This window comes from Coleofasciculus chthonoplastes PCC 7420 (genome assembly GCF_000155555.1).
Taxonomy (GTDB): Bacteria; Cyanobacteriota; Cyanobacteriia; order Cyanobacteriales; family Coleofasciculaceae; genus Coleofasciculus; species Coleofasciculus chthonoplastes_A.
In genome coordinates this window covers 60,807-79,118 of the sequence record NZ_DS989859.1, presented here as the reverse complement: position 1 = coordinate 79,118, position 18,312 = coordinate 60,807, and the positions used below count along the sequence as shown (strand labels likewise).

The following is an 18,312-nucleotide window of genomic DNA, read 5'->3' as shown; positions in this document are numbered from 1 at the left end:
CATTCGTAGGGACGGTAGGGTCTGTAGGGGCGACCCGCTTGGTTTGATGAATAACACCACTCCATTTAATTAAGTCGGGTCGCCCTGTCCTAGCGATCGCTCCTCAACATTTCCCCCTCATCCCCTAACCCCTTCTCCCACCGGGGGAGAAGGGGAACCGGATGCTTGCTTGGTTTAATTAACAACACCACTCCATTTAATGCGATCGCGTCGCCTTGTCTTGGTGATCGCCACCTCGGTTATCAGGGTTTAATGGATGTGCGATCGCCTTTTCAGATATGGATAGAGATGTTTCGGCGGAGGAGTCTCTACCATAAAGTTTCTATCTACTCCTCAACATTTCCCCCTCATCCCCTAACCCCTTCTCCCACCGGGGGAGAAGGGGAACCGGATGCTTGCTTGGTTTAATTAACAACACCACTCCATTTAATTAGGTCGGGTCGCCCTATTCTCGCGATCGCTCTCTCGGTTATCCGGGTTTAATGGAAATGCGATCGCCTTTTCAGATATGGATAGAGATGTTTCGGCGGAGGAGTCTCTACCATAAGGTTTCTATCTAATCCTCAACATTTCCCCCTCATCCCCTAACCCCAACTCCGGACCCCCCTCGTTCCCCCCTGCGAGGAGGGATGACAGAGGATGCTTCGCTTTTGTTGCATGGGAGAAGGGGAACCGGATGCTTGCTTGGCTTAATTAACAACACCACTCCATTTAATTAGGTCGGGTCGCCCTGTTCTCGCGATCGCACTCTCGGTTATCAGGGTTTAATGGATGTGCGATCGCCTTTTCAGATATGGATAGAGATGTTTCGGCGGAGGAGTCTCTACCATAAGGTTTCTATCTAATCCTCAACATTTCCCCCTCATCCCCTAACCCCTTCTCCCACCGGGGGAGAAGGGGAACCGGATGCTTGCTTGGTTTAATTAACAACACCACTCCATTTAATGCGATCGCCTTTTCAGATATGGATAGATAAAATTAGGCGATCGCTCTCTAGTTAGTACATTCAAACCCCAATCATCCTCCTGTAGGGGCGACCCGCTTGGCTTAATTAACAACACCACTCCATTTAATTAGGTCGGGTCGCCCTATTCTCGCGATCGCACTCTCGGTTATCCGGGTTTAATGGAAATGCGATCGCCTTTTCAGATATAGATAGAGACGTTTCGGCGGAGGAGTCTCTACCATAAGGTTTCTATCTAATCCTCAACATTTTCCCCCTCATCCCCTAACCCCTTCTCCCAACCCCCCTCGTTCCCCCCTGCGAGGAGGGATGACAGAGGATGCTTCGCTTTTGTTGCATGGGAGAAGGGGAACCGGATTCTCTTGCTCCCCTCTTGCTCCCCTCTTGCTCCCCTCTTGCTCCCCTCTCCCAAGCTTGGGAGAGGGGCTGGGGGTGAGGGCTGGCGTGGGAGAGGGGTGAAGCTTAAGTTGACACCAATACCCCGCTTTGCTTCATCAACAACACTATTCCATTTAATGCGATCGCGTCGCCCTGTCCTAGTTTACTCGCCAACGAGTCTTTAATACTCACCAACGAGTCTTTGATACTCATCGACGAGTCTTTGATACTCACCAACGAGTCTTTGATACTCACTCACGAGTCTTTGATACTCACCAACGAGTCTTTGATACTCGCCCACGAGTGTTTGATACTCGCCCACGAGTGTTTGATACTCGCCCACGAGTGTTTGATACTCGCCCACGAGTGTTTGATACTCGCCCACGAGTGTTTGATACTCGCCCACGAGTGTTTGATACTCGCCCACGAGTGTTTGATACTCATCGACGAGTCTTTATCGCTCTTTTGTTGTAGTGCGTTTAGCGAAGCCATGCCGCAGGCTTTGCATCTTGCTCGCTACTAATACCCAATTTAAATGCATGACAGCTTAGAACACTCAGGTGTCTCCCTGTCTCTGCGTCTCCCTGTCTCCCCATCACCCCCATTGGCTACAGTAAGAATAGAGGATTCAAGGCGGGCTGATGACAGAGAACGAACTACTCCAACTCATTGAACAAGCAGCGCGGGAAGAATGGACAGAACTTGATTTGTCTGGCAATGATTTAACCGTGCTACCGCCGGACATTGGCAAGCTGACTCACCTGAAAAAACTGATTCTGGGTAAATATCAGTATGACGATGAGGGTGATATTGCCGGGTTTATCGGAAACAAGTTAAGCGCCTTACCGAGGGAAATTGGACAACTTCATCAGCTTGAAGAACTTCAGATTGCTCTCAATCAACTCCAAGAACTGCCCCCGGAAATACTTCAACTCACCTCCCTGCAATCCCTTAACCTTGGCTGCAATAAAATCCAAGAACTGCCCCCCGAAATCGGTCAACTCACCTCCCTGCAATCCCTTGACCTCAGATACAATAAAATCCAAGAACTGCCCCCCGAAATCGGTCAACTCACTTCCCTGCAATCCCTTAACCTCAGCGGCAATAATATCCAAGAACTGCCCCCCGAAATCGGTCAACTCACCGCCCTGCAATCCCTTGACCTCAGCTTCTTCAATAATATCCAAGAACTCCCCCCCCAAATCTTTCAACTCACCTCCCTGCAATCCCTTCACCTCAGCTTCAATAAAATCCAAGAACTGCCCGCCGAAATCCTTCAACTCACCTCCCTGCAATCCCTTCACCTCAGCTTCAATAAAATCCAAGAACTGCCCGCCGAAATCCTTCAACTCACCTCCCTGCAATCCCTTCACCTCAGCTTCAATAAAATCCAAGAACTGCCCGCCGAAATCCTTCAACTCACCTCCCTGCAATCCCTTAACCTATACAGCAATAATATCCAAGAACTGCCCCCCGAAATACTTCAACTCACCTCCCTGCAATCCCTTAACCTGGGCGGCAATAATATCCAAGAACTGCCCCCCGAAATACTTCAACTCACCTCCCTGCAATCCCTTAACCTCCGCAGCAATAATATCCAAGAACTGCCGCCCGAAATCAGGCAATTACCCAACCTAAAAAAACTAGATTTACGCAGCAATCCTCTGCCCATTCCCCCAGAAATTTTAGGGTCAAAAGAATGGTACGAAGACCCCGGCGATGTCCAAGAAATCCTGGACTTCTATTTTCGCATCCAAGACCCCACCGAAACCGCTCCCCTCTACGAAGCCAAATTCATCATCGTCGGCGAAGGTGCAGCCGGAAAAACCACCTTAGCCAAGAAAATCGAACGCGAAACCTACCAACTCCAACCCGATGAAAAATCCACCCAAGGCATTGATGTAATCCAATGGCACTTTCCCCATGCCAACGGACAAGACTTTCGCGTCAATATCTGGGACTTTGGCGGACAGGAAATCTATCACCAAACCCATCAATTCTTCCTCACCCACCGTTCCCTTTATGCCTTAGTCGCCGATAATCGCAAAGAAAACACCGATTTTTACTGGTGGCTAAACGTCGTCGAACTCCTCAGCGATAATAGCCCCGTTTTAATTATCAACAATGAAAAACAAGACCGTCAATGTCCCGTCAACGAACGCCAACTCCGGGGAGAATTCACCAATCTCAAAGCGGTTATCCCTGCCAACTTTGCCACCAATCGCGGACTTGATCACATCAAAGATGCCATTAAACAATATATTACCCATCTCCCCCACGTTGGCACCCCATTACCAAAACTTTGGGTACGAGTTCGTGCAGCCTTAGAAAACGATTCCCGCAACTATATCACCCAACAAGACTACGACCAAATTTGCCAGCGCAATCAATTAACTGACCGCCAAGATAGGCGGCGTCTCAGTCGTTATTTACATGACCTCGGCGTCTGCCTCCATTTCCAAGATGACCCCACCCTCAAACACTATATTATTCTCAAACCCGAATGGGGAACCAGCGCCGTCTATAATGTCTTAGATAATCCCACCGTTCAGAAAAACCTCGGCTGTTTTACCCAAGACACCCTGGCTGATATTTGGCAAGGCGATAACTATAACCAAATGCAGGATGAACTCCTACAATTAATGATCCGGTTCAAACTCTGCTATCCCATCCCCAATCAAACGGATACCTACATCGCCCCTCAACTTTTAGATATCAATCAACCCGACTACGATTGGGATGAGCAAAACAATCTCATCTTGCGCTATGACTACGAGTTTATGCCCAAAGGAATCCTCACCCGCTTCATAGTCGAAACCCACCCCTGGATAGAAAACCAAACCCTAGTCTGGCGCAGTGGCGTAATCCTCAACAAATACCAAACCCGCGCCGAAATTATCGAATATTACTATCAGCGCCAACTCAAAATCCGGGTATCCGGAAACCGCAAAAAAGAACTCCTCGCCGTAATTACCCATGAACTAGAAAAAATCCACCAGTCTTATGAACGATTGCGGTATAATACCCTCGTTCCCTGTAACTGTCCCGAATGCTTAGGCAGTCCTAATCCCTATTCCTATCGCCTCGACAACCTCCGCAAACGCTTAAACGCGGGTCGCTATGAGATTGAATGCGATAATAGTTATCAAATGGTGGATGTACGCCGTTTAATTGATGACGTGAACCTCTCCCCCTACCCGACGGATAAACTAGGAATAGACTCACCCTTTAATAAAGCTACAGATTCCCGATTACAACAGGAATTGAACCAGGAAAGAGAAGCCTCCTTTAGCCATCCCCACCGCCAAACCTCCGCCAAGGATTCCCAGATGAATGACGCAAACGCCGCCAACTTCGAGAAAGAAATCTTTATCTCCTACGCTTGGAGAGGGGAAAGTGAGGAATTTGTCAACCGCCTCGATGAGGTGTTTCAATCCCAGGGAATCACGATTGTCCGGGATAAGCGAGACTTAGGCTATAAAGGACTCATCAAGGAATTCATGGAGCGTATTGGACGCGGGAAATGCGTTATTATTGTGATTAGCGATCGCTATCTCAAATCCCCTAACTGTATGTATGAACTCGTCCAGATTGCCAAAAACGGCGAATTCTACAACAGAATCTTCCCGATTGTCTTATCTGACGCCACAATTTATGACCCAGTAGATCGGGCTAATTATATCATTCACTGGCAAGAAGAAATCAATAAACTCGAAACCAAAATAAAATTAATCGCCTCTGCCGCCAACCTCCCCAGTTTACAACGTTCCATCAACGAATACACCGAAATTCGCGCCACCATAGACGGACTCACCGATACGCTACAAAACATGAATACCCTCACCCCCGACATTCACAGCGAATCGGGATTTAATAGTTTAATTAACGCCATTCAACAGCAAATTGATAAATAATCATTCACTGGTAGGGGCGGGTTTAGGGATAAAATAAATGGGGATAAGCTGTTTGGCATTTAAACCTTAATGTCAATAATGGCGAAAGCCTTGCCGTAGTGCGAGCATCTTGCTCGCTACATTGAGCATCTTGCTCGCTACATTGAGCATCTTGCTCGCTACTAATAACCAACTTAAATGCATGACAGCTTACCGATAACTTACCCACAAAACCCGCCCGGATTCAACAGTATTAAGGTTCCGTTACTATTATCAGGGGATTCAGCCTATGGGAAGACAATACGCCGTCATCGGTACAGGCGCAATTGGAGGCTTTTACGGCGCTTGCTTACAAAAAGCTGGACTCGATGTCCATTTTCTCCTCCGGCGCGATTATGACTATGTAAAAGAGCATGGTTTGGCAATTTCGTCAACCTTCGGAGACTTCACCTTACCCCAGGTGAATGCCTATAACCAGGTCGAAAATATGCCCCCTTGTGATGTCGTCTTAATCGCCCTCAAAACCACCCAAAATCATCTCCTCCCACACCTGCTTCCGCCTCTGCTTAAACCTGGAACTGTGGTGATTACGTTACAAAATGGCTTAGGGGTTGAACCTGAAATTGCTACCATCGTCGGGGAAACTGCTCAGGTATTAGGGGGACTCTGCTTTGTCTGTTCTAATAAAATTGGATTGGGTCAAATTCACCATCTCGATTATGGTCAAATCCAGCTAGGTGCCTATGGAAATAACCACCAACCTCAAGGAATTACCCCAACAATGCGTCAGATTGCGGCTGACTTTGAACAAGCCAATATTCCGATTCAGCTTGCTGAGAACTTACTCCTCGCCCGGTGGAAAAAATTGGTGTGGAATATTCCCTATAATGGTCTATCTGTCGTCTTAGATGCGACAACGGATGCGATGATGAAGGATAGTTATGGGTATCAGCTATCGGAACAATTGATGCGAGAAGTCATAGCTGGGGCGGCGGGGTATGGTTTAGAGATAAAGGAGAGTTTTATTCAAAAGATGCTGGATTATACGATGAAAATGAAACCCTATCGTACCAGTATGAAAATTGACTATGATTGTCATCGCCCCTTGGAAGTCGAAGCCATGTTTGGCAACCCGATGCGGGCGGCGCAAGCGGTTGGGGTGGCGGTTCCCCAAATAACCATGCTTTATCAGCAATTAAAATTCCTAGATGCCAGAAATATCGCGATTGGGAATTAGGGATTAAATCCTGACGTGCCATGGTTTATGTGTAGGGGCGGGTTTAGGAAAATTCATGTTGCCATTGCTAATAACCTTTTATGCAAAACCCGCCCTGACTAACTTTTAATTTTTGCCCACAATTGCGGCGTGACACAGCTAAAATTGTGGAATAGATTTGACGATTAAATCGGGCGCAAGCATTGCGCCCCTACAGTTTCTCTACGTAAGCGGTAAAGCGTTTAGGAAATTTCGTGTTGCCATGGCTGATAACCTTTCTGCAAAACCCGATATTTGTAGGGGCGGGTTTAGGAAAATTCATGTCGCCATTGCTAATAACCTTTAGGCAAAACCCGCCCTGACTAACTTTTAATTTTTGCCCAAAATTGCGGCGCGACACAGCTAAAATTGTGGAATAGATTTGACGATTAAATCGGGCGCAAGGATGGTGCCCCTACAGTTTCTCTACGTAAGCGGTAAAGCGTTTAGGAAATTTCGTGTTGCCATGGCTAATAACCTTTAGGCAAAACCCGATATTTGTAGGGGCGGGTTTAGGAAAATTCATGTTGCCATGGCTGATAACTTTTAGGCAAAACCCGCCCTGACTAACTTTTGATTTTTGCCCACAATTGCGGCGCGACACAGCTAAAATTGTGGAATAGATTTGACGATTAAATCGGGCGCAAGGATGGTGCCCCTACAGTTTCTCTACGTAAGCGGTAAAGCGTTTAGGAAAATTCATGTCGCCATTGCTAATAACCTTTAGGCAAAACCCGATATTTGTAGGGGCGGGTTTAGGAAAATTCATGTTGCCATGGCTGATAACCTTTATACAAAACCCGCCCTGACTAACTTTTAATTTTTGCCCACAATTGCGGCGCGACACAGCTAAAATTGTGGAATAGATTTGACGATTAAATCGGGCGCAAGCTTTGCGCCCCTCTCCCACGCCAGCCCTCACCCCCAGCCCCTCTCCCAAGCTTGGGAGAGGGGAGCAAGAGGGGAGCAAGAGGGGAGCAAGAGGGGAGCAAGAGGGGAGTAAGAGGGGAGTAAGAGACAAGAGGGGAGTAAGAGAATCTGGTTCCCCTTCTCCCGTGCAAAAAAAGCGAAGACAGCGCAACGACGAACCGATTTTATTCAAAAATTACGGATAGTTCAACCGCCTCCTGTTCTGTTAAACCGAAGTATTGGGCGCGAATGGTTTTTCCTGATTCTACAGGCATTAAGGGTGTAATTGTTCCTAAGGATAATAAATCGCCTTGTCTGAGTCGCTTACCCACGGATTTCAAATCATCCCGTAACCATAAAACCACATCTAAGGGATGTTCTAATAATGCATTAAAGGCGGCTAAAACTTCTTGATTTGGCAAGCCGTGCGTTTCTGATTGGCTGTCGCCTCAACCGTACTTAGTCCAAAAATTTGACTCCCCAATAAAATTGTGAGAACACAGGATTGCCAATAGTTATTTGTCATTTATCATTCGTCTTATGTCATTCGTTATTTGTCTTATGTCGAATGTCACTGACTTAAGCTAGGTTCGTAGTAGGCACGAAGCGTGCCAGAAGCGCTAAAGCGCTTACTACAAACTCTAAAGTCAGTGGCATTGGAAAAATCCTTCCTCATCTTCCTCATCTCCCCCATCTCCCCCATCTCTACTCGTCACTATCTCCAGGTAACTTTACCTCTTCTAACACCTTCAACCCTGCCAAAAATTGTCGATCATTGCTAATATGAGGAAACTTCAACTGAGAATCGGGAACGCCTCGTTCTAACTGACGCTGACGCAAAATAGCAAAACTACCCGGTGCTAAAATTCGTAGGCGGGGCGCGGGGATATAATTATCAGTTCGCTTTACCGCATAAGACGTATTTGCTTGTTGCAGTTGATGGTCAAAACGAGTAAGGAATAGTTGAGGATTGTCCAGACGTTGACCCGGTGCTAACTCAATATTCACCAAATAATGGGGAGTGATAATACTCTCTGAAAGTGTTAGACAAAAATCTTCTAAAGGTACGTCAAATTCCTGTTGTAAGGCTTGCATCACCTGAGTTACATGGTGTTCCGTTGTCTTCTCTGTGGTAGCCGACATCGTTCCGCCGCGACGATACCGGAAAACAATTAAGGGCGTCTTATTGTAAAATCCAACAACTTCGATTACGTCGCCAATATCGTAGCGATAAAACCCACTATAATTTGTGGTTAAGAGGCGATAGTGTTCCCCTACCTTAACCTCCGTAGCCAGTAGGGTTTTGGGATGTTCGGCGTCCCATTGATCTTGGGGAACAAATTCAAAGAAGCCGCTTTCAATCGCCAATACACTCCCATCGGTATCTACATCGGGGTAGATACTAAATGTTGCTTCTGCTGAAGAATAAACCGCGCCAAAGACAGGCGTATCCTCAAAATAATCAGGAAAGCGCTGAAAGTAAAAATCAGATGTACCGCCGCGTGCGGTGGCGACAAAGGATAAATCCGACCAAACTCGTTTCGGCGTTAGGCGTCCCTCTTGGTTTAAAATATCTCGTAGTTCCCGCGCCCGTTCCGGATAAGCTGACCATTGATGCTCTAATTGTGACCGAATCCCCGATTCTAAGTCCAGCCAATTGGCGATTGTCCCTTTGTCTAAATCCCGAATTAAATCTTCGGCGTAGGTTTCCAAATAACTTGCCGTTCGTAGCAGGAGCATGGGAAAATTAGCAATCATCCCTCGCATCGTGCGATCGCGTAGCGCAAACAGTAAGCAAACGTAATGGCGGGCGAGGCTATTCCCCGGTTGCAGGGTTTCAAAGGGATGGGCAAACAGTTGTTGGTAGAGAAACTTCCCCATCCGTAGTATACCGACACTCGCTGGACCATACTTGACCCCTCCTGGCGTGCGTCCCAGCAGTTGTACGGAGTTGGTAATCAAGAGTTTACCAAACTGGCGCTGGCGAGTCTTCAGCGCATCAACCAAGAAACCCATGCTGGTTAAATTCGCCCCTCTTAGGGAATTCTGAAACCGTTTGGTAACAGGAATCAGCTTCTTTGAACCCGTCGAACCACTGGTGAGATTAAGATAGACAACGGGGTCAGGGGTTAAAATATTCGACTCCCCCTGGAAAATACGTTCCGTGTAGGGTTCATAACTACTATAGGGCAGAACCGGGACGCGATCGCGAAATTGGTCGATGGTTCTAATCTCTCTCAACCCCCATTTCCGCCCTAGTTCGGTGTTCTGATACCGTCGCAACAGCGTCAGCAGAAACCGTTCCTGTACCGCCTCCGTCTGATGCGTCTTATTCACGAAATTGGCTTTAACCTGTCGGGTTAGCGTGGTTAACAGGGGCAGTATATAGTTTGACATGACATCCTCACACCAGTTGAATTTGAGCGGATATTGAGCGTTTCTGGTTAGCAGACTCAGTTTTTGGCAATTTTTTCGGCATTTTTCGGCAGTTTATGGTATTTTCTAATACCGTATCGTTGTCCAGATTCCTATCCTGGTTTGCCCATGACCGATTACAAATTTCATCATTTTTGCCACTTCTTTGATAAATTGTCAAGTGTTTTCCCCATCTCCTCGGATATCGCCCCAATCTCTGATGTTTAATGCCAGAGGGGTTATTGATCTGGATGGAGTTGATCCCAAGTTGCGTTCAAAGATATAATTTCCACTCCCTCTGCTTCCCCAGCTTCCCCTATCTACTATGTTTGAGCGCAACTCGGTATGAACCCTTGCCAAGATGCGCTTTGTTTAGTCTTTGTTCCCGTTTCTCAACTGTTCCCGACTGCTAGACGTTTCAGCGGCTTACCTGATAATCGACAATCTTTTCTCAGGAGTTTGATATGCCAATGAACCTTTCGATTTCCTCTGTACCGCGTGTCGATATATCCACCCTCACGCCAGAAGCCTTTCGCCAACGCTATCAACAAACTTGGACACCTGTCGTGATTACCGGATTGTTGGAGAATGAACCAGACTGGACGCTGGAGTATCTTTGTGCCAAAATTGGCGATCGTGAGTTTATGGTGCGGAACTACGAACGGGCTAATTATAACAGTGGAGAGGCAAAACGTTCTCGTGTCGGTAGTGGCGTTGCCTTAGAAACCATGCGATTCTCTGACTATGCCGAACTTTTACGCCGTGGCGAAGTTCAAGAGAATGATCTTTATCTGGGGAAAGCGCCCCTCAAGACTACCCCACTAACCCAAACCTCTACCTGGAAAACCTTGGGCGACAAACTTGGTTTTACTCAACCTGTCACCGACTTTAAAATGTATATGGGTTCAGGAAGCCATCGCTCTGGATTGCATTACGATATCCTGGATAATACCCTGATTCAACTGCATGGGGTCAAGAAAATTGTCTTGTTTCCTCCCTCTCAAACCTACAATCTTTATCCCTTTCCTATTCTCGGTCATTTACGTCATGGGATGAAGTTGCGGTGCTGTTTTAGCCAAGTATCTTTAGACCATCCCGATTTTGACGCCTTTCCTAAATTCAAGCAAGCCCTAGAACACAAACAAGAGGTCATTTTAGAACGCGGAGAAACACTTTATTTACCTGCTAGCTGGTGGCATGATGTCAGCGGAATTGATAACACCATGATGTGTTCAGTTAATCGATTCTGGCGCATTTATCCAGCCAGACGCGCCTTGCTGAATTGGGAACGATGGCGGTCTATCCTGGGAGTTGTCTGTGCTATTCCTTATATAGGAGGAAATTTAATCGCGGCTTTAGTTCAGCCTCATCCCCAATCCACAATTCGCCAAATCTTGTACAGAATTTAAAAACAATTAAAAATTAAACTAGCCTTTGTTTTCTATCTACTCTTAAGGGGTAAGCTGTTCGGCATTTAAACCTTAATATCAATAACGGCGAAAGCCTTGTAGCTATATAAGGTGCGTTACGCTGCGCTAACACACCCTACTAGCGTGGCACAGCTAAAATGGTGGGATAGATTTGGTTCGTAGTGAGGGAACCTCAGCCCTCTCCAGCTAGGCGTTAGAGAACTAAAGTTCTCACTACAAACTGCATCTTGCTCGCTACTAATATCCAACTTAAATGCATGACAGTTTATAATTATGCAATCTAAGAATTAAAATTATGCAGCCAATGCATATTCAACCATATTTTGTATTTAAATATACGAAACCTACCTGGCAAGGGTGTGATTCTTGTAGCGGACATCGGGGAACCGTAAACAAATTACTTCGGTTAAGTGAGAGCAATTGACGAATTCAATGGATAAAACAATTGCTCGATTAAAATTGCCCCCATTCTGAAATTTTTACACAGGATTAAGTAACATATGCTGCAAGAATTATGGTCATTTCGCGGTCGATACCGCATTTTACATCTAACGTGGTTCGCCTTCTTTCTCTCCTTTGTCGTTTGGTTCAACTTTGCCCCCTTAGCGACAGCCGTACAAGAAGAATTAGGGTTGAGTGCGGCACAAATTCGGACATTGGCGATTTGTAACGTAGCGCTGACGGTACCGGCTCGGATTATTATCGGTATGTTACTCGACCGTTTTGGTCCACGGTTAACCTATTCGGTGTTGCTGGTTTATGCCGCGATTCCTTGTCTGGCGTTTTCCCTTGCACAAGACTTTAGCCAATTAGTGATCAGCCGTTTAGCCCTAAGTATTGTGGGTGCAGGCTTCGTAATTGGTATCCGCATGGTGGCGGAATGGTTTCCCCCCAAAGAAATTGGCTTGGCTGAAGGAATTTATGGGGGATGGGGTAACTTTGGTTCGGCTGCATCTGCCTTTGCCCTACCCACAATTGCGGCGTTATTAACGGTTGGCGCTGGGGGTGGATTGATCAACTGGCGACTCGCGATCGCACTCACCGGTATTATTGCTGCACTCTATGGCGTCTTTTACTATAGAAACGTTCAAGATACACCTCCGGGTAAAGTTTATCAGAAACCCAAGCGTCACGGTGGCTTAGAAGTCACCACCAAGCGGGACTTTGGATTCCTGATGCTGATGAATGTTCCTCTGGTGGGTGTTCTGGCTGTCTTGGCTTGGCGTTTAAGTAATGTTGGTTTCTTAGATCAAACCGGATTAATTATCACCTGGTTAGCGCTGTTGGGGTTATATCTGTTCCAGGCTTACAAATGCTGGGATGTGAATAAAGACCTGATGACCAATCAAAAACGGTATCCTGCGGATGATCGCTATAACTTCTCCCAAGTCGCGCTTCTGGAATTAACGTATGTGGTCAACTTTGGTTCAGAATTAGCCGTTGTTTCCATGCTTCCCGCCTTTTTTGAAGGAACATTTGGATTGAGTAAGCAATTAGCCGGAATGATTGCTGCTAGTTATGCGTTTATGAACTTAGTTTCACGTCCCGGTGGCGGATTAATTTCAGATACTTTAGGAAGCCGGAAATGGACGATGACGGTGTTGACGGGTTGCATGGGAATTGGCTATCTGATGTTGAGTACCGTTAATGGGAGTTGGTGGCTACCTGCTGCGGTTATTCTCACCATGGGGTGTTCCTTCTTTGTCCAAGCTGGTGAAGGGTCTACTTTTGCCATGGTGCCGTTAATCAAGCGCCGAGTCACGGGTCAGATTGCGGGGAATGTTGGGGCGTATGGTAATGTGGGTGCTGTTGCCTATCTCACCCTATTTAGCTTGCTCCCAGAAGGTGATATCGGCAACCGCGTTTTCTTCCAAACCTTAGGAGTTACAGCATTAGTCGTTACCTTCCTCTGTTGGTTCTTCCTCAGAGAACCTAAAGGATCTTTTGCGACACATCATGAAGGTGAAGAAAGCGAATTGCCAGTCGAAGGTGTTCCAGTTTTGGTGGATGAACAAACCCATTGATTTTGATGATTCATTATTAATTTAGATCCCTTTGTGAGGTACAGTCTTCTAAGCAAGATCCCCGACTTCTCCAAGAAGTCGGGGATCTGTCTGCACTTACTTAGGGCTTGCTGAATAAGTGGTGAGGTGAGGTGGAGCAGGGGAAGCAGGGGAAGCTTTTATTATCACCCTAAGTCCGGGAGAGCCGTGATAGCCCAGGTTCATCGTCAACGGTTTCAATCCCGTTGCCGGGATTCATTATAAGGAAACTCTCGGTCAGGTTGTTATCAACTTTACAGAAAAGTTTCAATCCCGTTACCGGGATTCATTATAAGGAAACCTCAGACCCCCTCCTGTGTGCGATCGCGAAACCCAACATCCCAGAAGACTGGTTCGGATGCGATCGCGTTTGCCCACTTTATTTTCACACCATTCTGTAAAATTAGCATTTCTCCAATGTAATTTTTTCATATCCCATGACTTTTTGTGGCTGTTTATACCAAATCAACACTTTTATTTCCTTAACCTGAACCCAAAGATAGTCAAAAAAATATGAATTCTAAATCTTAATTCCCTGTTCCCTGTTCCCTGTTCCCTGTTCCCTGAAAAAATCTATGACTAACTCAACAAAAACACTTTGTCCCTATTGCGGTGTTGGCTGTGGTTTAGAGGTCACACCACCCGCCCAATCCGGTAAAGCCACTCATCGCGATAGTGAAGGAACACCAATATGGCGAGTACGAGGCGATCGCGATCATCCCTCCAGCCAGGGAAAGGTTTGTGTCAAGGGAGCGACAGTAAGCGAATCCTTGGATAAAAATCGTCTCAAATATCCGATGATGCGAGACTCCCTAGATCAGCCCTTTCGACGAGTCAGTTGGGATGAAGCCCTAGATCGCATCGTCCTCCAACTGCAAACCGTCCGCTTTACCCAAGGACCTGAAGCCATCTGCATGTATGGTTCGGGTCAATTTCAAACCGAAGACTATTATATTGCCCAAAAATTACTCAAAGGCTGTCTGGGTACAAACAATTTTGACGCCAATTCTCGCCTCTGTATGTCCTCCGCCGTCTCAGGTTATATCCAGAGTTTCGGGTCAGATGGTCCCCCCTGTTGCTATGAAGATTTAGAACAAACGGATTGTGCCTTTTTAATTGGTACAAATACAGCTGAATGTCACCCAATTGTATTTAATCGCCTACACAAGCATTGTAAAAAGAACCGTAAGGTGAAAATGATTGTGGTTGACCCCCGGCGTACCTCAACCGCAGAAGCTGCTGATTTACATTTAGCGATTCGACCAGGTACGGATATAGACTTGCTGAATGGAATAGCCCATTTACTAATGCGTTGGGGAAAAATTAACACCCTATTTATTGATGACTGTACGCGAGATTTTCCCCTCTACGCCGATATCATTCGCCATTATCCCCCCGAACTCGTAGCGCGTAAGTGTGGGATTCGGTTAGATGAATTGGAGAAGGCGGCTCGATATTGGGGAGATGCGGAACGAGTATTATCCTTGTGGTCCATGGGGATGAACCAATCCTCGGAAGGAACGGCAAAAGTCCGCACATTAATTAACTTACACCTGATGACCGGAACCCTTGGTAGACCCGGTTCTGGACCCTTTTCCCTCACCGGACAACCCAACGCCATGGGGGGACGAGAAGCGGGGGGACTGGCGCATATTCTCCCTGGTTATCGGTTGGTGAAAAATCCCCAACATCGAGCCGAATTGGAACAATTGTGGGGACTCAATCCGGGGCAAATTTCCCCAGAACCGGGTTTAACCGCTTGGGATATGATTCTGGGATTAGAGACAGGTGCAGTCGGATTCCTCTGGATTGCGGCGACGAATCCGGCGGTGAGTATGCCCGATTTAGAACGCACGAAAGCGGCGTTGAAGCAGTCCCCGTTTACGGTGTATCAGGATGCCTATTATCCCACAGAAACCGCCGCTTATGCTCATGTCATCCTTCCCGCCGCCCAGTGGAGTGAAAAAACGGGAACGATGACGAATTCTGAACGGGTGGTAACCTTATGTCCCCAATTCCGCCACCGAGTTGGCGAATCTAGAGCCGATTGGGAAATCTTTGCCGAAGTTGGCAGGCGTTTAGGGTTTAGGGAACAGTTTGACTTTGCGGATTCGGCGGCGGTGCATCGAGAATTTGTGCAACTCACCCGTGGGCGGGTTTGCGATATGACGGGTATTACCTATGAGCAGTTACAGGAGGCTCCAATTCAGTGGCCCCATCCGGAGGAAAACCCGGATGTAGGGGCGGGTTTTACCGATAAGGTTTTGCCCACCTCTAACGTGACTAAATCCGCCCCGACCAATTCAAAACGATTGTATACAGATTGGCGCTTTCCTACCGCCGATGGACGGGCAAAGTTTGCCGCGTATCATTCACGGGGATTGGCAGAACCCCCTGATCCAAATTATCCTTTAGTCTTGACAACGGGACGCCTTTATGGTCATTGGCACACCCAAACTCGGACAGGTCGAATTCCCAAGATTCAGCAAATGCATCCGCAACCGTTCCTAGAAATCCATCCCCGTGATGCCCAGAAATTGGGGATTGAAGAAGGGAATTGGGTCGAAGTGCGATCGCGCCGGGGCAAAAGTCGGTTTCCGGCTCAGGTAACGAAAGCGATCGCGCCAGGGACGGTATTTGTGCCGATGCATTGGGGGGCGTTGTGGGCAGCGAATTCCGAAGCGAACGCCTTAACCCATCCAGAGTCTTGTCCGGATTCTGGGCAACCGGAGTTAAAAGCCTGTGCGGTGCAGGTGAGTTTAGTTCCAGAGTCCGCAGAGGTGTTATGGGAACAGGAGGTTGAGCAACAGTCGATTTTGGGCAAATAATTCCGATTTGAGTGTCCACCAGTAGGGTGGGTTAGGCGGTGCTTGGTAAAAAAACGAACCCTTTAATCCCATATCCGCCGTAACCCACCAGGTTATCAACAGCGCCATTGAGTAAAGGGCGACCCGAGTCAATTGAGGGGACGCCGTTGTGAATTGATGCAAGCGGGTCGCCCCTACCATAATCAACCGTAGGGGCGCACAGACGTGCGCCCTTGGTCAGACGTGCGCCCTTTGTCAAAACCCGCCCCTACCATTCATCCCCGAATCACTACAATGGCACGATTTTCGGGAGTTTTTGCCGACTCTGTAGTTGTGCGATCGCTAATCGGGGGAAGTCCCTGGCGCTGGTCGAAAATCACCAACCAGCCTGTCTCTAGTCCCAACCCCGCCAGATAGCGATCCAGTTGTTCTAACCCAGCTTTTATCGGATCAGGACGCCCCTCGCGCCACACTTTTAACTCCATCCCCAATGTGACATCCCCATAACGCAGACATAGATCCATCCGGTCTGTACCAATAGCATATTCCCGCTCCAATGTACCGCCTCCATTCACCACCCGATGCAAAAATGCCATGAGTACCAAATGAGGCGCAATCTCATGGTAGGGCGCACTTTTGAGTAAGGGTTCCCCATGCTGTCGCCAAAAGCTGAGAAACGCATTTAGGAGTTCCCCTGAAGCAAGTTTTCCGTCTGGAGTCAGCCAACTGGGGGAAATTTGCGGTAAGGAGGCTTGCGGGGTTTGGCTTAACACCCGAGGGAGTACCTCCTGATAAATGGGATTCGCGATCGCTAATCCTCCCTGGGAACTCATGCAACACAAGCCCAAATCCATCAGGAATTGTACATCATCATTGGGAATATTCCCCAACTCCCCACCGACGAGCATGGGTTCAATAATCGCCCGTACCCGGTCTTCCTGAAGTAGGCTAGCTAAACTATCCAGGTGAGTAAACTGTCATGCATTTAAATTGGGTATTAGTAGCGAGCAAGATGCTCGCACTACAAGGATTTTGCACTTCTTGACATTAAGGTTTAAATGCCAAACAGCGTATCTTGTCGTTGAATCAATATTTCCTTGGCTTGCTCGATATGATCCACCGTAATCACCTGTTGCGGATCAGGCAAAATGACTTCCACAATTTCTTTAGCTAAAGCATTGACTAACCAGGGTTGACCCTGAGTTAAGTCAAATGCTCGCTGTACTGCCTCACGCTCAAAAACCTGCCCGGTTTCGCTGGTATGCTGCTCGTACAATTGGGCGACTTCTTTGGCGGTAAAATTGCTGAGGGTTAAGGATTTAATCTTGATATTAAAGGGACTTGAGGTGTTCAAGCGGTTACTCCCCCCAGACGCGATTTTATAATCCCGTACATCCCGCACCCCAATCAGCGCCAGAGAGTGAGGAAATCGTTGGGGACGTTTGGGATACCCAGAACGCAATTGACGCAGTACCGAAATTAGAGTTTCATCCTGCAACGCATCAATTTCATCGATGAACAGGACAAGGGGACGGGGGGAGATTTTTGCCCAAGCCCTTAATGCGGACTGGATACGCTGTCCGGGTTCTGCCGGAGACCATTCCGGTGGATGGAGTTCCCAGGGTAAATAGTCTTCGGCATTCTCGCGCCAACTGCCCAACATGGCGTTTTCTGCGACACCTGGATCATGGGGAAAGGCGGCTCCTACTTCTGCGGATACCATGACGGCGGTGTATTGTTCGCTGGCGGTTAACTGTTGGGCGAGGGCAAGCATGGCGGTGGTTTTGCCCGTTTGCCGGGGCGCATGGATGACAAAGTAGCCCTGCTGCTCAATCAGTCGGTCTAGGTTAGGGAGTCGCGCTAGGGGCGAGAGCATGTAGTGGATATCGGCTTTGCAAGGACCTGCGGTGTTAAACCATTTGGGCATGAGTTTTGAGGTTTGAGTGTGTAGGGGCGGGTTTAAGCTGTTATGCATTTAAATTGGGTATTAGTAGCGAGCAAGATGCTCGCACTACAAGGTTTTCACCCTTACTGACATTAAGGTTTAAATGCCCAACAGCTTATGGGTTTGAATGTCGCTATTGATGATAACCTTTCTTCAAACCCGCCCTGACCGAGTTTTGAGGGCTTTTAGCCCATTTCTTTTTGTCACAGATAGGGTCAAAGATAGCAGTTTTTTCTGGGGGACCAGCCCCCCAGACCCCCCGATGGGGGACGAG

The 18,312-nt window shown here is 47.5% G+C and carries 13 protein-coding genes and 1 pseudogene; 7 read left to right on the top strand and 7 right to left on the bottom strand.

What is annotated here, in order from left to right:
• Positions 1-165 precede the first annotated feature (165 nt).
• Positions 166-408 (top strand): hypothetical protein, encoded by a 243-nt coding sequence (locus tag MC7420_RS40295; RefSeq protein ID WP_006103591.1) that lies wholly within the window; start codon positions 166-168, stop codon positions 406-408.
• Positions 409-1,426: 1,018 nt separating this feature from the next.
• On the opposite strand, the gene MC7420_RS40290 is transcribed toward MC7420_RS40295, so the two are convergent.
• On the bottom strand, positions 1,427-1,597 hold the full coding sequence (locus tag MC7420_RS40290) for a hypothetical protein (protein WP_157453299.1): 171 nt from the start codon (positions 1,595-1,597) through the stop codon (positions 1,427-1,429).
• 48 nt (positions 1,598-1,645) lie between these two features.
• On the opposite strand from MC7420_RS40290, the gene MC7420_RS40285 reads away from it, so the two are divergent.
• Positions 1,646-1,816: a hypothetical protein gene (locus tag MC7420_RS40285; RefSeq protein ID WP_157453298.1), complete on the top strand. Its 171-nt coding sequence runs from the start codon at positions 1,646-1,648 to the stop codon at positions 1,814-1,816.
• Between the two features lie 167 nt (positions 1,817-1,983).
• Positions 1,984-5,256 carry a COR domain-containing protein gene (locus MC7420_RS23815; protein ID WP_006103609.1) on the top strand — a complete coding sequence of 1,091 codons (3,273 nt, stop codon included), beginning with the start codon at positions 1,984-1,986 and terminating at the stop codon, positions 5,254-5,256.
• A 22-nt stretch (positions 5,257-5,278) separates the two neighbouring features.
• Here MC7420_RS23815 and MC7420_RS40280 read toward each other — a convergent pair whose 3' ends face one another.
• Entirely contained in the window at positions 5,279-5,428 is a 150-nt protein-coding gene (locus MC7420_RS40280) for a hypothetical protein (RefSeq protein WP_157453297.1), read from the bottom strand.
• 96 nt (positions 5,429-5,524) lie between these two features.
• Here MC7420_RS40280 and MC7420_RS23810 point away from each other — a divergent pair, with 96 nt between their 5' ends.
• Positions 5,525-6,472 carry a putative 2-dehydropantoate 2-reductase gene (locus tag MC7420_RS23810; protein WP_006103611.1) on the top strand — a complete coding sequence of 316 codons (948 nt, stop codon included), beginning with the start codon at positions 5,525-5,527 and terminating at the stop codon, positions 6,470-6,472.
• 1,112 nt (positions 6,473-7,584) lie between these two features.
• Here MC7420_RS23810 and MC7420_RS23805 read toward each other — a convergent pair.
• From MC7420_RS23805 to MC7420_RS42835, 4 genes are all read right to left on the bottom strand, one after another.
• Positions 7,585-7,821 carry a hypothetical protein gene (locus tag MC7420_RS23805; protein WP_006103613.1) on the bottom strand — a complete coding sequence of 79 codons (237 nt, stop codon included), beginning with the start codon at positions 7,819-7,821 and terminating at the stop codon, positions 7,585-7,587.
• The gene (locus MC7420_RS43490; RefSeq protein ID WP_006103625.1) at positions 7,800-7,925 is read right to left on the bottom strand and encodes a hypothetical protein; all 126 of its coding nucleotides are present in this window, start codon (positions 7,923-7,925) and stop codon (positions 7,800-7,802) included. Before MC7420_RS43490 ends, MC7420_RS23805 begins: the two co-directional genes overlap by 22 nt.
• 179 nt (positions 7,926-8,104) lie before the next feature.
• Positions 8,105-9,796, bottom strand: coding sequence for a GH3 auxin-responsive promoter family protein (locus MC7420_RS23800; RefSeq protein ID WP_006103705.1), 1,692 nt, complete (start codon positions 9,794-9,796; stop codon positions 8,105-8,107).
• Positions 9,797-9,803: 7 nt separating this feature from the next.
• Positions 9,804-9,995 (bottom strand): hypothetical protein, encoded by a 192-nt coding sequence (locus MC7420_RS42835; protein ID WP_006103723.1) that lies wholly within the window; start codon positions 9,993-9,995, stop codon positions 9,804-9,806.
• 283 nt (positions 9,996-10,278) lie between these two features.
• Here MC7420_RS42835 and MC7420_RS23795 point away from each other — a divergent pair, with 283 nt between their 5' ends.
• The 3 genes from MC7420_RS23795 (at position 10,279) to MC7420_RS23785 (ending at position 16,114) form a co-directional block, all read left to right on the top strand.
• Entirely contained in the window at positions 10,279-11,223 is a 945-nt protein-coding gene (locus tag MC7420_RS23795) for a cupin-like domain-containing protein (protein WP_006103722.1), read from the top strand.
• Positions 11,224-11,744: 521 nt separating this feature from the next.
• On the top strand, positions 11,745-13,268 hold the full coding sequence (locus MC7420_RS23790; protein ID WP_006103694.1) for an MFS transporter: 1,524 nt from the start codon (positions 11,745-11,747) through the stop codon (positions 13,266-13,268).
• 593 nt (positions 13,269-13,861) lie between these two features.
• A complete protein-coding gene (locus MC7420_RS23785) occupies positions 13,862-16,114 on the top strand; it encodes a molybdopterin oxidoreductase family protein (protein ID WP_006103576.1) in 2,253 nt (750 codons plus the stop codon).
• A 254-nt stretch (positions 16,115-16,368) separates the two neighbouring features.
• On the opposite strand, the pseudogene MC7420_RS43910 reads toward MC7420_RS23785, so the two are convergent.
• A pseudogene (locus MC7420_RS43910) lies at positions 16,369-18,020 on the bottom strand (AAA family ATPase).
• Positions 18,021-18,312 lie beyond the last annotated feature (292 nt).